General features: G+C 39.6%; 15 protein-coding genes. 6 read left to right on the forward strand and 9 right to left on the reverse strand.

What is annotated here, in order from left to right; all coding sequences use genetic code 11:
- Window positions 1-181: 181 nt before the first annotated feature.
- Window positions 182-1,411: an ABC transporter permease gene (locus tag AC07VK_RS15000; protein ID WP_492952855.1), complete on the reverse strand. Its 1,230-nt coding sequence runs from the start codon at window positions 1,409-1,411 to the stop codon at window positions 182-184.
- Window positions 1,412-1,574: 163 nt separating this feature from the next.
- Entirely contained in the window at window positions 1,575-1,928 is a 354-nt protein-coding gene (locus AC07VK_RS15005) for a HesB/IscA family protein (RefSeq protein WP_057931114.1), read from the reverse strand.
- A 92-nt stretch (window positions 1,929-2,020) separates the two neighbouring features.
- On the opposite strand from AC07VK_RS15005, the gene AC07VK_RS15010 reads away from it, so the two are divergent.
- The 3 genes from AC07VK_RS15010 (at window position 2,021) to dnaA (ending at window position 6,208) form a co-directional block, all read left to right on the forward strand.
- The gene (locus AC07VK_RS15010; protein ID WP_492961448.1) at window positions 2,021-2,551 is read left to right on the forward strand and encodes a DUF7935 family protein; all 531 of its coding nucleotides are present in this window, start codon (window positions 2,021-2,023) and stop codon (window positions 2,549-2,551) included.
- A gap of 128 nt (window positions 2,552-2,679) precedes the next feature.
- Window positions 2,680-4,227, forward strand: a complete 1,548-nt coding sequence (locus tag AC07VK_RS15015) for an acyl-CoA mutase large subunit family protein (protein WP_492961450.1) — start codon at window positions 2,680-2,682, stop codon at window positions 4,225-4,227.
- A gap of 550 nt (window positions 4,228-4,777) precedes the next feature.
- A complete protein-coding gene (dnaA, locus tag AC07VK_RS15020; RefSeq protein ID WP_029275646.1) occupies window positions 4,778-6,208 on the forward strand; it encodes a chromosomal replication initiator protein DnaA in 1,431 nt (476 codons plus the stop codon).
- A gap of 128 nt (window positions 6,209-6,336) precedes the next feature.
- Here dnaA and AC07VK_RS15025 read toward each other — a convergent pair whose 3' ends face one another.
- The 5 genes from AC07VK_RS15025 to AC07VK_RS15045 all read right to left on the reverse strand — a co-directional run bounded on the left by AC07VK_RS15025 (window position 6,337) and on the right by AC07VK_RS15045 (window position 9,308).
- Window positions 6,337-6,885: an NUDIX hydrolase gene (locus AC07VK_RS15025; RefSeq protein ID WP_492961452.1), complete on the reverse strand. Its 549-nt coding sequence runs from the start codon at window positions 6,883-6,885 to the stop codon at window positions 6,337-6,339.
- A 40-nt stretch (window positions 6,886-6,925) separates the two neighbouring features.
- A complete protein-coding gene (locus AC07VK_RS15030) occupies window positions 6,926-7,315 on the reverse strand; it encodes a hypothetical protein (protein WP_492961454.1) in 390 nt (129 codons plus the stop codon).
- A 104-nt stretch (window positions 7,316-7,419) separates the two neighbouring features.
- Complete coding sequence (locus AC07VK_RS15035; protein ID WP_492961455.1) at window positions 7,420-8,196, reverse strand: TPM domain-containing protein; 777 nt, start codon at window positions 8,194-8,196, stop codon at window positions 7,420-7,422.
- A 3-nt stretch (window positions 8,197-8,199) separates the two neighbouring features.
- On the reverse strand, window positions 8,200-8,643 hold the full coding sequence (locus AC07VK_RS15040; protein ID WP_492952861.1) for a TPM domain-containing protein: 444 nt from the start codon (window positions 8,641-8,643) through the stop codon (window positions 8,200-8,202).
- Between the two features lie 83 nt (window positions 8,644-8,726).
- Window positions 8,727-9,308 (reverse strand): LemA family protein, encoded by a 582-nt coding sequence (locus AC07VK_RS15045; protein ID WP_029275651.1) that lies wholly within the window; start codon window positions 9,306-9,308, stop codon window positions 8,727-8,729.
- Window positions 9,309-9,854: 546 nt separating this feature from the next.
- On the opposite strand from AC07VK_RS15045, the gene AC07VK_RS15050 reads away from it, so the two are divergent.
- Genes AC07VK_RS15050 through AC07VK_RS15060 form a run of 3 tightly spaced genes read left to right on the forward strand, consistent with a single transcriptional unit; the run spans window position 9,855 to window position 12,305 of the window.
- The gene (locus tag AC07VK_RS15050; RefSeq protein WP_492961456.1) at window positions 9,855-11,396 is read left to right on the forward strand and encodes an NAD(P)/FAD-dependent oxidoreductase; all 1,542 of its coding nucleotides are present in this window, start codon (window positions 9,855-9,857) and stop codon (window positions 11,394-11,396) included.
- Between the two features lie 33 nt (window positions 11,397-11,429).
- Window positions 11,430-11,897 (forward strand): DinB family protein, encoded by a 468-nt coding sequence (locus tag AC07VK_RS15055; protein WP_057931103.1) that lies wholly within the window; start codon window positions 11,430-11,432, stop codon window positions 11,895-11,897.
- Window positions 11,898-11,945: 48 nt separating this feature from the next.
- Window positions 11,946-12,305, forward strand: coding sequence for a CoA-binding protein (locus tag AC07VK_RS15060; protein ID WP_492952864.1), 360 nt, complete (start codon window positions 11,946-11,948; stop codon window positions 12,303-12,305).
- Here AC07VK_RS15060 and AC07VK_RS15065 read toward each other — a convergent pair.
- Together AC07VK_RS15065 and AC07VK_RS15070 are read right to left on the reverse strand one after the other, a co-directional pair.
- Window positions 12,302-13,411, reverse strand: a complete 1,110-nt coding sequence (locus AC07VK_RS15065) for an acyloxyacyl hydrolase (RefSeq protein ID WP_492961458.1) — start codon at window positions 13,409-13,411, stop codon at window positions 12,302-12,304. The genes AC07VK_RS15060 and AC07VK_RS15065 overlap by 4 nt on opposite strands.
- Window positions 13,411-14,367, reverse strand: coding sequence for a lipid A deacylase LpxR family protein (locus tag AC07VK_RS15070; protein ID WP_494939806.1), 957 nt, complete (start codon window positions 14,365-14,367; stop codon window positions 13,411-13,413). Before AC07VK_RS15070 ends, AC07VK_RS15065 begins: the two co-directional genes overlap by 1 nt.
- Between the last annotated feature and the right edge of the window lie 201 nt (window positions 14,368-14,568).

The raw sequence follows: 14,568 nt of genomic DNA on the forward strand, positions 1-14,568 counted from the left end.
ATAGTTTGATGGTTCATAGCTTAGTTGCTTCAGCGAATGATAGTTCGCAATTCGTTTGTATTATTAATTGATTTTAACAGTTTACTATTTATCATTTTAGCTATTAACCACTGAACTATTGAGCCTCTAGGCTATCAGCCATGAACTAATATACTATTGACCATCAACTAGTGAACCAACTCTATTCGTACCTCAGCGCCTCTACAGGATCTAGCTTTGACGCTTTTTTAGCAGGATAATATCCAGATAGGATTCCTACCAATACACATAATACAAAACCACCAATAATAAACAGCCAGGGGATTAAGAATGCGCCGCCCATGGCCAGGGAGATCAGGTTCCCTAAGACTATTCCCAGAAAAATACCCAAAGCACCACCCATTAAACAGATTACTACGGCCTCGATTAAGAACTGGCGACGAATTACCTTCGGGTTTGCGCCAATGGCTTTACGGATGCCAATTTCGCGTGTACGTTCAGTAACCGAAACCAGCATGATATTCATTAAACCGATTGAAGCTCCAATCAGGGTTATAATTCCAATGGCAACACCACCAATAGCCACAAATGCCAGATTTTCGAATAAAGTTTGAGCAATGGCATCACTCTTGGTAATCTCGAAATTATTGGTTTCGTTCACCTTTACCTTGCGGATATTTCTGAATAGCGCAGTAGATTCGCCAATAATGTTTTCCTGCATCTCATTGCTGGGTACCATTACGGTTATGGTATAAGATGGATTGGCATTGGCATTAATCTGTTTGGCTTTTAGCAAAGGTACATAAACGGCCCTATCACCGCTAAAGCCCATACTCGATCCTTTTTTCTCTAATATGCCAACAATTTTAAAGCGGTTATTACCTACGTTGATCAGTTTGTCTAACGGATCGGAATCTTTAAATAATTTTTCAACTACTTCGCCACCAACAATACAAACATTGCTTCCGAGTTGTATTTCAGAAACACTAAAATTTCTTCCCTGTGATAAATTTAGCCCCTGGGAGGCTAAGCCATTTTCATCTATACCCTGAACATTAATATTTGGATTGGTTTTTAAACTCCCGTATTTAACGGTAGAACCACCGCTGGCAAAAACACTTACGGCAACAGTTGCGGGTGTATTCAGACTATCTTTAAATTTAACGGCATCTTCGTAGCGGATGGCTTTAAAAGGTTTTGGGCGTTTGCCATTTCCAATCCTAATTCCTGTGCCACGGTTTCTAATGGTAAAAGAGTTGGCCCCCATACTACTAAAAGCATCAGTCATACTTTTCTTTACAGCATCAAGAGTGGTTAAAATCCCAACCAAAGCCATTAAACCGATGGCAATAATTAAGGCGGTAAGCATAGTACGCAAGCGGTTCGCTTTAATAGATTCTAATGCCAGTCTGATGTTTTCTCTGTAATTCATTTATTGTAAGTATCAAGTATCGGATCAAGTATTGAGTATCAAGTATTAAGATGGATTAACCTTATACCCTATACCTTTTGCCTTCAACCTCTATGGGTAAAAATAAAAAAAGTCCCGATGTTTAGACAAGGGGACTGCACTATATGTTACAATAATATTTTATTTATGCCGAGAAACTCGTACCACAACCACAGGTGCTGGTTGCGTTAGGATTAACGAAGGTGAAACCACGAGAGTTTAATCCATCCTGCCAATCGATCATCATGCCCATTAAGTACATCTGGTGTGCTTTGTTCATAAAAACCTTAATGCCATCTATAAAAAATTCCTGATCACCATCTTTTTTCTGATCAAAACCTAAAACGTAATTCATGCCAGCACAGCCGCCACCTTCTACGCCAACACGTAATCCATAATCTTCACTGATCTCCTGCTGATCCTTTAATTTATATAACTCTTTAGCTGCTCCTTCAGAAAAAGTAACTGGTGCAAATGCTGTATCAACTGTTGTGCTCATGTTATTTAAATTTTATCTGTTACAAATATAAATAATAATGCACATTTTTGCTTTTAACGGTCTGTTAATATTACCGTAATTAAACAATACTTATGAATACCCAACAAATTTTAGTTGATATAGTGATCTTATTTGCAGGCATTTTCATTGCACTAATGGCTGTTTATTATCTTTTAAAGAACGATATCCAGCGTTTCTTTAACTTAAAAACCATCGAGCTGAACAAAGAAAGCCGGGTACATATTTTGCCTTTGCGCTTACAGGCGCACGAGCGTTTAATCATATTTATCGATCGTATTAACCCCGCAAATTTGCTTGTTCGCCTGCATCAGCAAGGAATTGCCATTGCTACGCTGCAAGCTGGTGTTTTAAATGAAATCCGCTCAGAGTATCAACATAATATTACCCAACAGCTGTATGTAGATAGCGTAACCTGGAGTGTGGTGCGTAAATTGAAAGATGATACGATTGCCATGATTAACAATGCAGTACAAGGTTTACCTGCTGATGCAAATGGAATTGAGTTGAGTAAAGCAATTTTACAGCATATGGCCAGTATTGATGAAAATCCTTACGATTTAACCATCGAACTGATTAAGAAAGACATTCATAGACTATTTTAACGTCAATCGGTCATTGTCCTACTGGGTAATTGGTTAACTGTTTTAGATTGATCTGCAAAATATGCGCAATTAGCCAACTCGGCTGGACCAATGAACCAATGACCATTGAACAAATAAACTAACCAATTATGAGCGAGAAAAAGCACACCACCACTTCGGGTATTGAAATAAAAGCGCTGTATACCGAAGCGAGGCCAATGGAAGAGTTGCCAGGTGAATTTCCTTTTACCAGGGGGATTCAGAAGGATATGTACCGCGGTCGCTTGTGGACGATGAGGCAGTATGCTGGTTTTTCGACCGCTGAAGAATCAAACAAGCGTTATCACTATCTATTGGCTCAGGGAACAACGGGGCTATCTGTTGCTTTTGATCTTCCAACACAGATTGGTTATGATTCTGATCATGAAATGGCCGATGGAGAGGTGGGCAAGGTGGGAGTGGCTATCGATTCGTTAAAGGATATTGAAATTTTATTTGATGGCATCGAACTGAAAAACATTACTACTTCGATGACGATTAATGCAACGGCTTCCATTTTACTGGCCATGTATATTGCACTGGCTAAAAAACAAGGTGCAGATTTAAAACAGATTTCGGGGACGATACAGAACGACATCTTAAAAGAATATGCGGCGAGGGGGACATATATCTATCCACCAAAACAATCGATGCGTTTAATTACCGATATTTTTGAGTTTTGTAGCAAAGAAGTGCCAAAGTGGAATACCATTTCTATATCGGGCTACCACATTCGTGAAGCTGGATCAACCGCTGTGCAAGAACTTGCTTTTACATTAGCTAACGGCAAAACCTACCTAAAAGCCGCTCTGGATAAAGGTTTAGATATTAATGTGTTTGCGAAACGGTTATCATTCTTCTTCAATTGCCACAATAATTTCTTTGAAGAAATAGCTAAATTTAGGGCTGCAAGGCGAATGTGGGCGAAAATTACCAAAGATTTGGGGGCCACAGACGAAAAAGCGCAGATGTTAAGATTTCATACCCAAACCGGAGGCTCAACCCTAACGGCGCAACAACCATTAAACAATGTAATCAGGGTAAGCAATCAGGCCATGGCTGCAGTTCTTGGCGGAACCCAGTCCTTACATACAAATGGTTATGATGAAGCGCTTTCGCTTCCAACCGAATCAGCTGCAAAAATTGCGTTACGTACCCAGCAGATCATTGCTTTCGAGAGCGGCGTTACCGATACCGTAGATCCATTGGCTGGATCGTTTTTTGTTGAGCGTTTGACTGATGAAGTAGAGGCTGCTGCCTGGGCTTATATCGACCGCATAGATGTAATGGGGGGCTCGGTTAATGCCATCGAAAGCAGCTATATGCAAAATGAGATTGCTGATGCAGCTTACCAATATCAGAAAGAAATCGAAAATGGCGAAAGGGTCTCGGTAGGCGTAAATAAGTTTACCCAGGAGGAAGAAGGCCTTACAGAGGTTTTTAATATTGATGATTCAATCCGTAAACTGCAATCTCAAAAATTAGAACATTTAAAGGCAACCCGTGATGGTGATGCTGTAGGAAAAGCATTACAAAAGCTGGAAGAAGCTGCTAAAGGCGAGAAAAATCTGATGCCGCTGATTATAGATGCCGTTGAAAAATATGCTACACTCGGCGAAATCGCAGATGTGTTTAGACGGACTTTTGGCATTTATTAATAAGCTTAACCTGTCTGGTATAGCGCTTTATTTCAGGATAAAATTAAAGGGATTCTGCTTTTAATTAACCTTGATAAAATGAACAGATATTTTGTTCATTATCTTGAAATAATGAGCTAAGCTGTCGTAAAATTCATACAATAATAAGGCGAAATGAAATAAATTAATATTAATTTAAATGATCTGCTTAAATTAATGCTAATTTATTTATCTTATGGCTTTGATTCTCAGTTTATTCGAGATTTTAAAAAACTAAAACGCTTAACTAGCGCCTAAAATGGCTTAGATTTTGCTTTTTCACCAGTTATTCGAAGTGATGGGGAGGTATTGATGTTAAATTATGGTTAATGTGGATAACCAGTGTTAATAAATAGTTATCAACATAAAAAATTGAGGTTAAGCGGGCTACTATATTCCTTATCAGTACGTTACGATTTATTTGAAATTTTTGTTTAAAATGTTGATAATTTTCTCAATATTCGTAGTCCCTAAACGGACCATCCCTTTAATTCGAATAGGCACTGTAAACCAATAAATTATAGAAATCGCAATGGAAAAAACTTGTACAGAAGTATGGAAGAACTGTCTTCAAATTATTAAGGATAACATTCCGAGCCAAAGTTTCAAAACCTGGTTCGAGCCAATAACAGCCCTTAAATTGGAAGGTAAGGTTTTAACTATACAGGTGCCAAGTTTGTTCTTTTACGAATGGCTTGAAGAACATTATGTAGGCTTGCTACGCAAGACTGTAAAAAAACAACTTGGAGAGGATGGCAGGTTGGAATATAACATCGTTGTAGATAAATCATCAAACAGCGGTAATCCTTATACTACCAATATGCCCTCAAATGGAAATGGAGCGGAGGCAAAGGTACAATCGATGCCGATTCCGGTTTCCATTAATAAGGATATTAAAAACCCATTTATTATCCCTGGATTAAAAAAATTAAATGTTGATCCACAATTAAACTCTAACTATACTTTCGAAAATTATATTGAGGGAGATTGCAACCGCTTGGCGCGTTCTGCAGGTTACGCTGTAGCTGCTAAACCAGGAGGTACATCTTTTAACCCTTTAATGATTTACGGCGGAGTAGGTTTGGGTAAAACACACCTGGCGCAGGCAATCGGTAACGAGATTAAACGCAGCATGCCAGATAAATTAGTGATTTATGTAAGCTGTGAGAAATTCTGTCAGCAGTTTGTAGATTCATTAAAAAACAACACCATTAACGATTTCGTTAACTTTTACCAGGCAATGGATGTGATCATTATGGATGATGTACACAACTTTGCAGGTAAAGAAAAAACACAGGACATTTTCTTCCACATTTTCAATCACCTTCACCAATCGGGCAAACAGGTAATCTTAACATCTGATAAAGCACCGAAAGATTTAGCTGGTTTGGAAGAGCGTTTGTTAAGCCGTTTCAAATGGGGCTTATCTGCAGACCTTCAGATTCCTGATCTGGAAACACGTATTGCCATTTTAAGAAAGAAAATGTATGCTGATGGTATTGAGTTACCAGGCGAGGTGGTAGAATATGTTGCGCACAACATTGATAACAATGTGCGTGAGTTAGAGGGTGCTATGGTATCTCTTTTGGCACAGGCTACATTGAATAAAAAAGAAATCGATTTAGCCCTTGCTAAGCAAATGCTGAAGAACTTCATTAAAAATACTTCTAAAGAAATTTCAATGGAGTACATTCAGAAATTGGTTTGCGAATATTTCGAGGTTCCTGTTGATATGGTTAAATCGCAGACACGTAAACGCGAAATTGTTCAGGCACGCCAGATCTCAATGTACCTTTCTAAAAGTCATACGAAATCATCGTTGAAAACAATTGGTGCTTTCTTCGGTGGCCGCGATCACAGTACCGTAATTTATGCTTGCCAAACGGTAGAAGATTTAATCGATACCGATAAAAAGTTTAAAGCTTACGTACACGATATCCAAAAGAAATTAAAAATGAGCTAAACTGAGTTCAGGGGCAGAAAGGTAGAAGGGTTTAAATAAAATCTTTCGTTCATGTTCAAAAGTTTATGCAAAAAACAAAGGCCCGATATTTTATCGGGCCTTTGTTTTGATATGGCTTTTTAAAATATTTAAATTTTTTCCACTTCGGCTAAGCCATAGAGTAAAGCGGCAACGTGTAATGCCTGGGCTATTTTATTGTCTTTTATCAGTTGCTTTACTTCCTCAATAGTATATTCTTCAACATTTAATATTTCATGCTCATCTAAATGCTGTTCATGCGTTTTAATGCCACCTGTTAAGAAATAGGTAAAGGTTTTGTTGTTTGATGTTGCAGGATTGGGATAAAGCTCGGCAATAAGTTTGCAGGTTTTAAAACTGTAACCAGTTTCTTCTAGGAGTTCACGTTTAACGGCAAATTCAGGTGCTTCGTCACCATCAATCACTCCGCCCGGAACTTCAAGAGAAACAATATCGGCCGCATGGCGGTATTGGCGTACCATGATTATTTTTCTTTCTTCTGTTAATGCAATTGCATTAACCCAGTTTGGATACTCTAAAACATAATAATCGTCTTTTATAATGCCATCAGGCAGTTTAACCTCGTCTACACGCAAGGTAGCCCACTTTTCTCTTACTAAATATTTAGAGGCAATTTTCTGCCACTTTTCTATAATCATCTATTTATGCTGTTTATTTTTTGCGCCATGCGCTTGGCGCTTAGCGAAGGTATTGTTGTATGGTTTTCTGACGGTGCAAGTTTACCAAATGTACGATCTTGTGCCGATCTGACAGGTATTGATAAACTAAATTCAGCTTTGGCGCAATCATTTGGTTTCTATCAGGGCTTGTACCTAACTCGTAATATAAGAATTCGCTGAGCGAGTCGAGTTTTTCGGAAGGAAGGTCGCCTTCGGCTAACCAATTTTCAAAAACGGAAAGCGTTTCATTTTCCAGAATTTCTTTTGGTAATTGAAAACCGCCTTCCATAGTTTCGTCAAAAAGTTGATTAGCCTCAGCCAACTTGCCTTCTAGCTTTAAGCCCATAATACGGGCTAAAACCTGTGCAAGTTTCTGTATTTCTGCTGTGATTAAATCTCTTCTGTACATTATTGTTGTAATGTTTAATCTGTTGGAAAATTGTAACGTTCAAAATCAAAAAGACTCCAATCTATGGACTATGGACTATGGACTATGGACTATGGACTATAGAGCTACCAGCTTCCGCTGCTTCCGCCACCGCCAAAGCTTCCTCCGCCAAAACCACCGAATCCGCCACCGCCTCCTCCAGAAGAACCACCTCCCCAGCCACCGCTGCTTCGGCCGCCACCGCCACCGCTTCCAAAAAGCATAGCCCAGAACAAAGCATTAGAGGCACCCCGGCCACCAATGACTTCGCTGCCACCGCCACCACCTTTACGCATAATAATGATAATCACGATGACGATAATGATAATAATGATGATACTGCCTGAGCCACCTTTCTTTGAAGAAGCTTTTGGGCTATCATTTTTATATTCGCCCCTGGTATATTTTATAATCGAAGTAGTAGCTTCATCCAAGCCGGCATAATAATTTCCTGCTCTAAAATTGGGTTTAATGTCGTTATCAATAATACGCTTGGCATAAATATCGGGTAATGCACCTTCTAAGCCATAACCGGTTTGTATAGAGATTTTTCGATCGCCAACGGCCACAACAATCATAATACCATTGTTTTTGCCACTTTGGCCAACTCCCCATTTTCGGCCCAGCTCAACGGCGTATTCGTTAATGTCGTAATCGCCTACCGATTTTAATATCGCTATGGCAATCTGTGTTGATGACGAATCATTAAAAGCCACTAATTTAGTCTCCAGTTGCTGCTTTTGATCGGCTGATAACACATTAGCATAATCATTAACCAGAGTATTGGGTTTCTCTGGAAAATCCTGTGCAAAGGCGAAAGTGAATAATAAACTCAGTAACGAGAAAAGGAATATTTTCTTCATCGCTTATTTCTGCTCTAAATTGTCCATAAAAATGATATCATTTGGCAATTCATTAATGTCGCCTTTTTGAGGAGGAAAGAATAAGGCTAGCTTTTCTCCCGCCAATGCTACGCCCGCAATAATGCCATCAGCTAAATTGCCTTTTGCAAAGTGTGCAGTCATCGCTATTTTGGCTGTTTCCCAAAAATTTTCGGGTACTACCTGGTTAATACCCACATCGCCAATAATGGCAAACTTATGATCGGCATGCGCCAGGTAAATCAGCACCCCGTTTCTTTTGGCTGTTTTGTCCATATCCAGCTTGGTAAAGTACTCGATAGCTTTTTCGTATGGATCACCCGCGCAATGTTTGTCAATAGCAATCCTAATTTCTCCAGATGTTGCTCTTTCTGCATCGGAGATCGCGTTTGCTATTTTTTCTTGTTCAATATCTGAAAATAACGACATGTGCTTATTTTGTATGAAGTAAAAAGGGTAATAAATGCTTAGTTAATAAACATTCACTACCCTTATATATTGTATTGAGAATATTAAAATTCTACTTTAGGTGCATCTTTTGCAGTAGCATCGGCCTCGAAATATCCCTTAGCTTTAAAGCCGAACATGCCAGCAGTTAAATTGGTTGGGAATGATCTGATTTTGCCATTATACTCCTGTACCGCATCATTAAAATCTTTACGGGCAACGGTAATCCTGTTTTCGGTACTTTCTAACTGTGCCGATAAATCACTGAATTGCTGTGTAGCCCTTAGTTCAGGATAGTTTTCGGTAATTGATAATAATTTACCCAAAGCCTGACTCAATTGTCCCTGAGCAGCCTGGTATTTCTGAATGTTTTCTGGTGTCAGTTCATCAGCTTTAACCGTCATTTGAGTTGCTTTTGCGCGTGCTTCGGTTACGGCAGTTAAAGTACCCTGCTCAAATTTAGCCGCTCCTTTTACAGTAGCTACCAGGTTCGGAATTAAATCTGCTCTTCTTTGATACTGGGTTTGCACGGTTCCCCATTTCGATTTAACGTTCTCATCAAGTTTAACCATGCTATTATATCCGCATGAACTTAAAGTGCTTACTGCAATAACTGCAGCTAAAATTCCAAATATTAATCTTTTCATTTTTATGGTTTTTGTCTTTTTAACAGAATTGATTTATGGTCAATTTACGAATTAGATATCAAATTGCATGCCTTTGTTACAGTTTCGGTATTTATCTGACAGGTTGACAAGCTAATCATTGAATTTAATGAGATTAAATTGGTGTCTTTTGTTTTGGAGCGCAGTGCTTTTCGCTTTTTTTATGCTGGTCCCGCTCTTCGCTCTATTTCGTGTCCGCTCCGATCGGGGCTAAAAACTTTGGGCTGTGGCACGGAAAACCTGCATAGTAGTAACAAAGCCGCCATCTAAACCCGATCGAACGGATTCCCCCGATTAAGCACTGCTTTTTTACTATGCCATTGTGTGCTTGCTTGTTTCACAGGTTTTCATCGGGGAAGGAGGTAGAGCGGGAAGAAAGTGAGCTATGGAATACTGCAGTTGCTTTCCAAAAAAAAACATAAAAGCATTACTTTAGTCTGGTAATAATTTTTAGTCATATGCTGAAATCATCAAATATGCTATCAGTTACCTATCTTTGTACCGTTCGGGATAAAAACCTGACATGATATGCAAAAAGACATTGAAATTACGCTGCTCCCGCACGAGGTAGAGCAAACAGAGGTGATTAACCAGAAACTGGCTGAAGCGCTAAAATTACCCGGATCAAGAATTAAAGGCTATGAAATCCTGAAAAGATCGATAGATGCCCGTTCAAGAAAAGTGATATTCAGACTTCAGGTGAAGGTTTTTGTAGATGAGGAAGCTATTCCCGAAGTATACACCATTAATTATAAAAATGTAAGCGATGCTAAGCCTGTGATTATTATCGGGGCTGGCCCGGCCGGCTTGTTTGCAGCCTTGCAGTGTATAGAGAATGGATTAAAGCCCATTATTATCGAACGTGGTAAAGATGTAAAACAACGCCGGAGAGATTTGGCAGCCATAAACAAACAGGGATTAGTGAATACTGAATCTAATTATTGTTATGGTGAAGGTGGGGCGGGAACCTATTCTGATGGTAAACTTTATACCCGTTCTAATAAGCGGGGCGATATTAATAAGGTACTTCAGGTTTTTGTAAACCATGGGGCAGAAGCCGATATTGCTATCGATGCCCGCCCACATATAGGCACCAATAAACTTCCGCATATTATCACTTCCATAAAAGATACGATCCTGAATGCTGGTGGGGAGGTAATGTTCGATAGTCGTATGACTGATATTTTGATCGAATTCGGAAAAGTAAAAGGAATTGAGATAAATTTTGAAGAAAAGTTGTTCGCAGATGATATTATTTTGGCAACTGGTCATTCTGCAAGAGATGTGTACGAATTGTTGAACAGTAAAAATATCCTGATTGAGGCAAAACCATTTGCCTTAGGTGTACGGATTGAGCATCCTCAGGACATTATTGATTCAGCCCAGTACCATTGCGATATTAGATCGGAGTTTTTACCTCCCGCATACTACAGTTTGGTGGAGCAGGTTGGTGCCCGTGGGGTCTTTTCTTTTTGCATGTGCCCTGGAGGCATTATTGCGCCTTGTTCTACAGGCGAAAATGAGATCGTAGTAAATGGTTGGTCGCCATCTAAACGGAATAACCCTTATGCCAATTCTGGAACGGTGGTTCAGGTTACCTTAAACGATGTTCAGGGTTATGATCCGCTTAGAATGTTGCATTTCCAGTCGGAAATTGAAAAAATGGCTTTTGAGGCCGGCGGCGGAAATCTTGTAGCGCCGGCCCAGCGCATGGTTGATTTTGTGAACAATAAATTATCGATCGATCTACCAAAAAACTCCTATCTGCCTGGCACCAAAAGTTCGATGCTGGATAATATTTTACCCGATTTCGTATCGGATAGCTTACGCGCGGCACTGCCTTTGTTCGGGAAAAAGATTAAAGGTTATTATACAAATGAAGCTGTTTTGGTAGGGGTAGAGAGCAGAACTTCGTCTCCGGTCAGAATTCCGAGAGATAAAGAGAATTATCAGCATCCTCAGGTAAAAGGTTTATATCCTTGTGCAGAAGGCGCAGGTTATGCCGGTGGAATTGTATCGGCAGCCATAGATGGAATCAACTGTGCAAATGCGATATTAAACGCATCTTAACAAACTTTATATTGCCCCAATTGTTGTTTAGGTATGTTTAATATCACGAACGAAATAAAAAAGGCTTTTAATGGCGATGCCTGGCATGGTAACCATGTAATGCAAACCTTAAATAACGTTAACCCTGAAAGTGCATTTAGCCATTTTGTGCCAGGGGCGCATTCCATTGCCGAAATTGCCCTGCATTTAACTGCCTGGACAGAAGAAGTGACTTCAAGACTGAGTGGGAAACCTGCTGCAGAACCCGCAATGGGCGATTGGCCAATGCCCGAAAGTAGAACGCCTAAGGCCTGGGAGCGCATTATCTTTAACTTTAAAATTGCTAATGAAGAACTTATCCGCTTGTGCGAAAGCATAAAAGATAACCAATGGAATGATGAAGTAAAGAGTGAGCGAAATCCGGCATTGGGAACAGGTGTAACCAATGCAGAGCTTTTAAGTGGTTTAGCACAGCACCATGCCTACCATTCTGGTCAGATCGCTTTACTTTCCAAATTTTAATAGCTTAATCAATCTGTGTAATCATCCAATCTGTGTAATCAAATTATAATGAAGAAGACACTCATCATCGGCGCATCGCCAAACCCATCCAGATATGCTTATAAAGCAGCCAATATGCTCAAGCGCTTCAATCACGAGATTGTTAACGTAGGTATAAAAAAAGGAGAGGTTGCAGGCGTAGAAATTGAAAAACCGGATCAGATCCACACCGATATAGATACCATAACTTTATATATTGGCCCATCTCTACAAGCGCAATATCATGATTACATCCTGGCAACAAAACCCAAGCGGGTAATTTTCAATCCGGGAACTGAAAATTATGAGCTCGAAAAATTATTGGATCAGCACAATATCGAACCAGTTGAAGCCTGTACTTTGGTATTACTAAGTACAGGTCAATATTAAAATCTGTATACCACGCCCCAGTTTACATAATCTGCCTGCGCAAAGTGCATATAGGTTTTGGCCTGTAAGCCAATGTGCGGCGTAATATTAAAAGTTGGTCCGAATGTCCAGTACCATGTTGCTTTATCCATCAACCTATTGTAGTGGATGTATTTTCCAATCTGAGCCGCAACGGTTATGCGCCATAAGTTGATATCAGCACCAATACTGATTCCGGTACGCCATTTATCATACGATGTGCCGTAGTTCTGAAAGGTTGCTCCATAATTATCCGGGTCAAATACGGTATAATAATAAACGGCATCTGCACCGGCCTTAAGCGACATCACATCATTCAGGTAAAAATTGTAACCTGCATATAATCCACTTTTGTATAAGCTTTTGGTTCTATCGCCAAATACGCCCCTTGCGCCTAAACCCGCACTAAGCTCAATTGAATTACGCTGTAATGTGGTATAGGTGCTTTTCCGCTCAGCAGTTAATGTTTTCGGGTTGTTTAGTTTAAGTCCGACGTAAACATTTCCGGTATTCAAACCCCCATTTGGAACAGTGGCCCCTCCGTTTGATATATGTAGAAAGCCGAAACCGATCAGTAGATCGGTGTATTTGCCCATTGGCAGCTCCATTCCGAAATCTGCTTTAATGGTTTCATTAATCGGGCTTCCCAAAAATCGGTTTTTGGTATTATTAAAGTAATACTTGTTCGTGTAGCCCAAGCCAACGCCCGGCGTAAAATTAAATTTCGCTTTTCCAACTTTGAATAGCTGAAAATCCATCTGTGCCACTAAACCATATACCTGCCCAAAAGCATTGGCCGAAGTATCTTTTGTACCTTTCAGCTTGCTCAGGTCTCTAAAAACAAATCCGATTCCGTAAGATTTGGCACCACCAAATCCAATCCATTTATCGGTGTTCTGACTGATATCTTTAAAATAAGCCGCATCAAATCCGGTAATCTGGTCCTGAAACAGATGCCCCTGATCATTGTTTATATGTGTACCAAATATGGGCTTAATAATAATCGAATGATTTTCGGGAGCAATTTGAGCCTTAGCAAATGCGCAGCCCGTAATAACGAAAATAAAAGAGAGTAGTTGTTTTTTCATTAGCTTTTACTAAAACGGTAAGCAAGACTATAAAAGGCATAACGGTAGCCTGTGGCACTGTTTTTAACTTCGTTCGAAGTAAAAGTAGCGGTATAATTGGCTGTCCAACGTGCAATGGCGAAGGTTAAACCTACCTGTGTGGTAAAAACAATTGGCTTAGGCTTAAAGGTGATCGGCCCTTTATCATTCAAAAACAAGCCACCCTGCAAACTCGAATCGAAAGCAATGGCATGTAACTGCGGACTAACAGAAAGGAAAAGTTCGTATTTGCGCTGTGCTTTGTTCGGATGGTTATTGCTCACCAAGCTATTAAAAGCCGATGAACCGTCCATATCATTAAATCTGCCCAGGCGGAACATTGCACCGAGATTTGCTTTTGTAGTCACATTACCAACTGCTGCTGACGTTGTTCCTGTAATATCGAATATTTTATTGTTTGTGCTCATTAAAAGCCTATTATATTCTACACCCAGGTTTAATGTTGGTTCGCTGTTTAGGCCATATTCCCATCCTTCAATCTGATTTTGACCAACCAGTTTATGAAATGCTTTTTGAAATTCTTCACCCAAAGCATCTTTTCCGGTAAGTCCAATCTGTGCAGAAACCTTAAGCATCTGTTTATTTGCGTAAAACCGGCTATAATTTGCCTCGCCATATAGGTATGCCGTAAAAGGGCGGTCGTGCAGGGCAGGGTTTGGTACAAAGCTGTAATATGGATTATATATTTTTTGGCCGAATTCAAAACCGATAATTTCTTTACTTCTTCCTGCTTTTAAGTTCTCCCCATTCAGGGCATGCCGATATTTGATAAAAGCACCGTTTGTATAATATCGATCGCTCGTAATATCTATATAAGCATCATTCTCAGAGATAATAACAAGCTCATTTTTATAATTTTGCGCATAACCGATTTCCGCCATGCCGATAAATAGCAGAGAAAAGTATAGTTTGAGCATCAACTTCATTTATATGGATGGTTTAATAAAGCCATAAAAGTATTAATTATTGTTCAAAAATTCGATATGATAGTTGTTAATTGCTGCTCAAGAACTTGGGAAGTTTATTCACTCACCCATGTTATTGCTACACTATATAAAGATATAGGAGTGCTTTTGTTTTTTTTAGCAAAGCAGGTTCGGTGCTACTATATAAGCTGG

Source organism: Pedobacter sp. GW821-FHT01D05 (assembly GCF_059422505.1).

Excerpts from the sequence above, each read along its gene's own strand:
- AC07VK_RS15000 (WP_492952855.1), bottom strand. The coding sequence starts at position 1,411 with ATGAATTACAGAGAAAACATCAGACTGGCATTAGAATCTATTAAAGCG.
- AC07VK_RS15005 (WP_057931114.1), bottom strand. The coding sequence starts at position 1,928 with ATGAGCACAACAGTTGATACAGCATTTGCACCAGTTACTTTTTCTGAA.
- AC07VK_RS15010 (WP_492961448.1), top strand. The coding sequence starts at position 2,021 with ATGAATACCCAACAAATTTTAGTTGATATAGTGATCTTATTTGCAGGC.
- AC07VK_RS15015 (WP_492961450.1), top strand. The coding sequence starts at position 2,680 with ATGAGCGAGAAAAAGCACACCACCACTTCGGGTATTGAAATAAAAGCG.
- dnaA (WP_029275646.1), top strand. The coding sequence starts at position 4,778 with ATGGAAAAAACTTGTACAGAAGTATGGAAGAACTGTCTTCAAATTATT.
- AC07VK_RS15025 (WP_492961452.1), bottom strand. The coding sequence starts at position 6,885 with ATGATTATAGAAAAGTGGCAGAAAATTGCCTCTAAATATTTAGTAAGA.
- AC07VK_RS15030 (WP_492961454.1), bottom strand. The coding sequence starts at position 7,315 with ATGTACAGAAGAGATTTAATCACAGCAGAAATACAGAAACTTGCACAG.
- AC07VK_RS15035 (WP_492961455.1), bottom strand. The coding sequence starts at position 8,196 with ATGAAGAAAATATTCCTTTTCTCGTTACTGAGTTTATTATTCACTTTC.
- AC07VK_RS15040 (WP_492952861.1), bottom strand. The coding sequence starts at position 8,643 with ATGTCGTTATTTTCAGATATTGAACAAGAAAAAATAGCAAACGCGATC.
- AC07VK_RS15045 (WP_029275651.1), bottom strand. The coding sequence starts at position 9,308 with ATGAAAAGATTAATATTTGGAATTTTAGCTGCAGTTATTGCAGTAAGC.
- AC07VK_RS15050 (WP_492961456.1), top strand. The coding sequence starts at position 9,855 with ATGCAAAAAGACATTGAAATTACGCTGCTCCCGCACGAGGTAGAGCAA.
- AC07VK_RS15055 (WP_057931103.1), top strand. The coding sequence starts at position 11,430 with ATGTTTAATATCACGAACGAAATAAAAAAGGCTTTTAATGGCGATGCC.
- AC07VK_RS15060 (WP_492952864.1), top strand. The coding sequence starts at position 11,946 with ATGAAGAAGACACTCATCATCGGCGCATCGCCAAACCCATCCAGATAT.
- AC07VK_RS15065 (WP_492961458.1), bottom strand. The coding sequence starts at position 13,411 with ATGAAAAAACAACTACTCTCTTTTATTTTCGTTATTACGGGCTGCGCA.
- AC07VK_RS15070 (WP_494939806.1), bottom strand. The coding sequence starts at position 14,367 with ATGCTCAAACTATACTTTTCTCTGCTATTTATCGGCATGGCGGAAATC.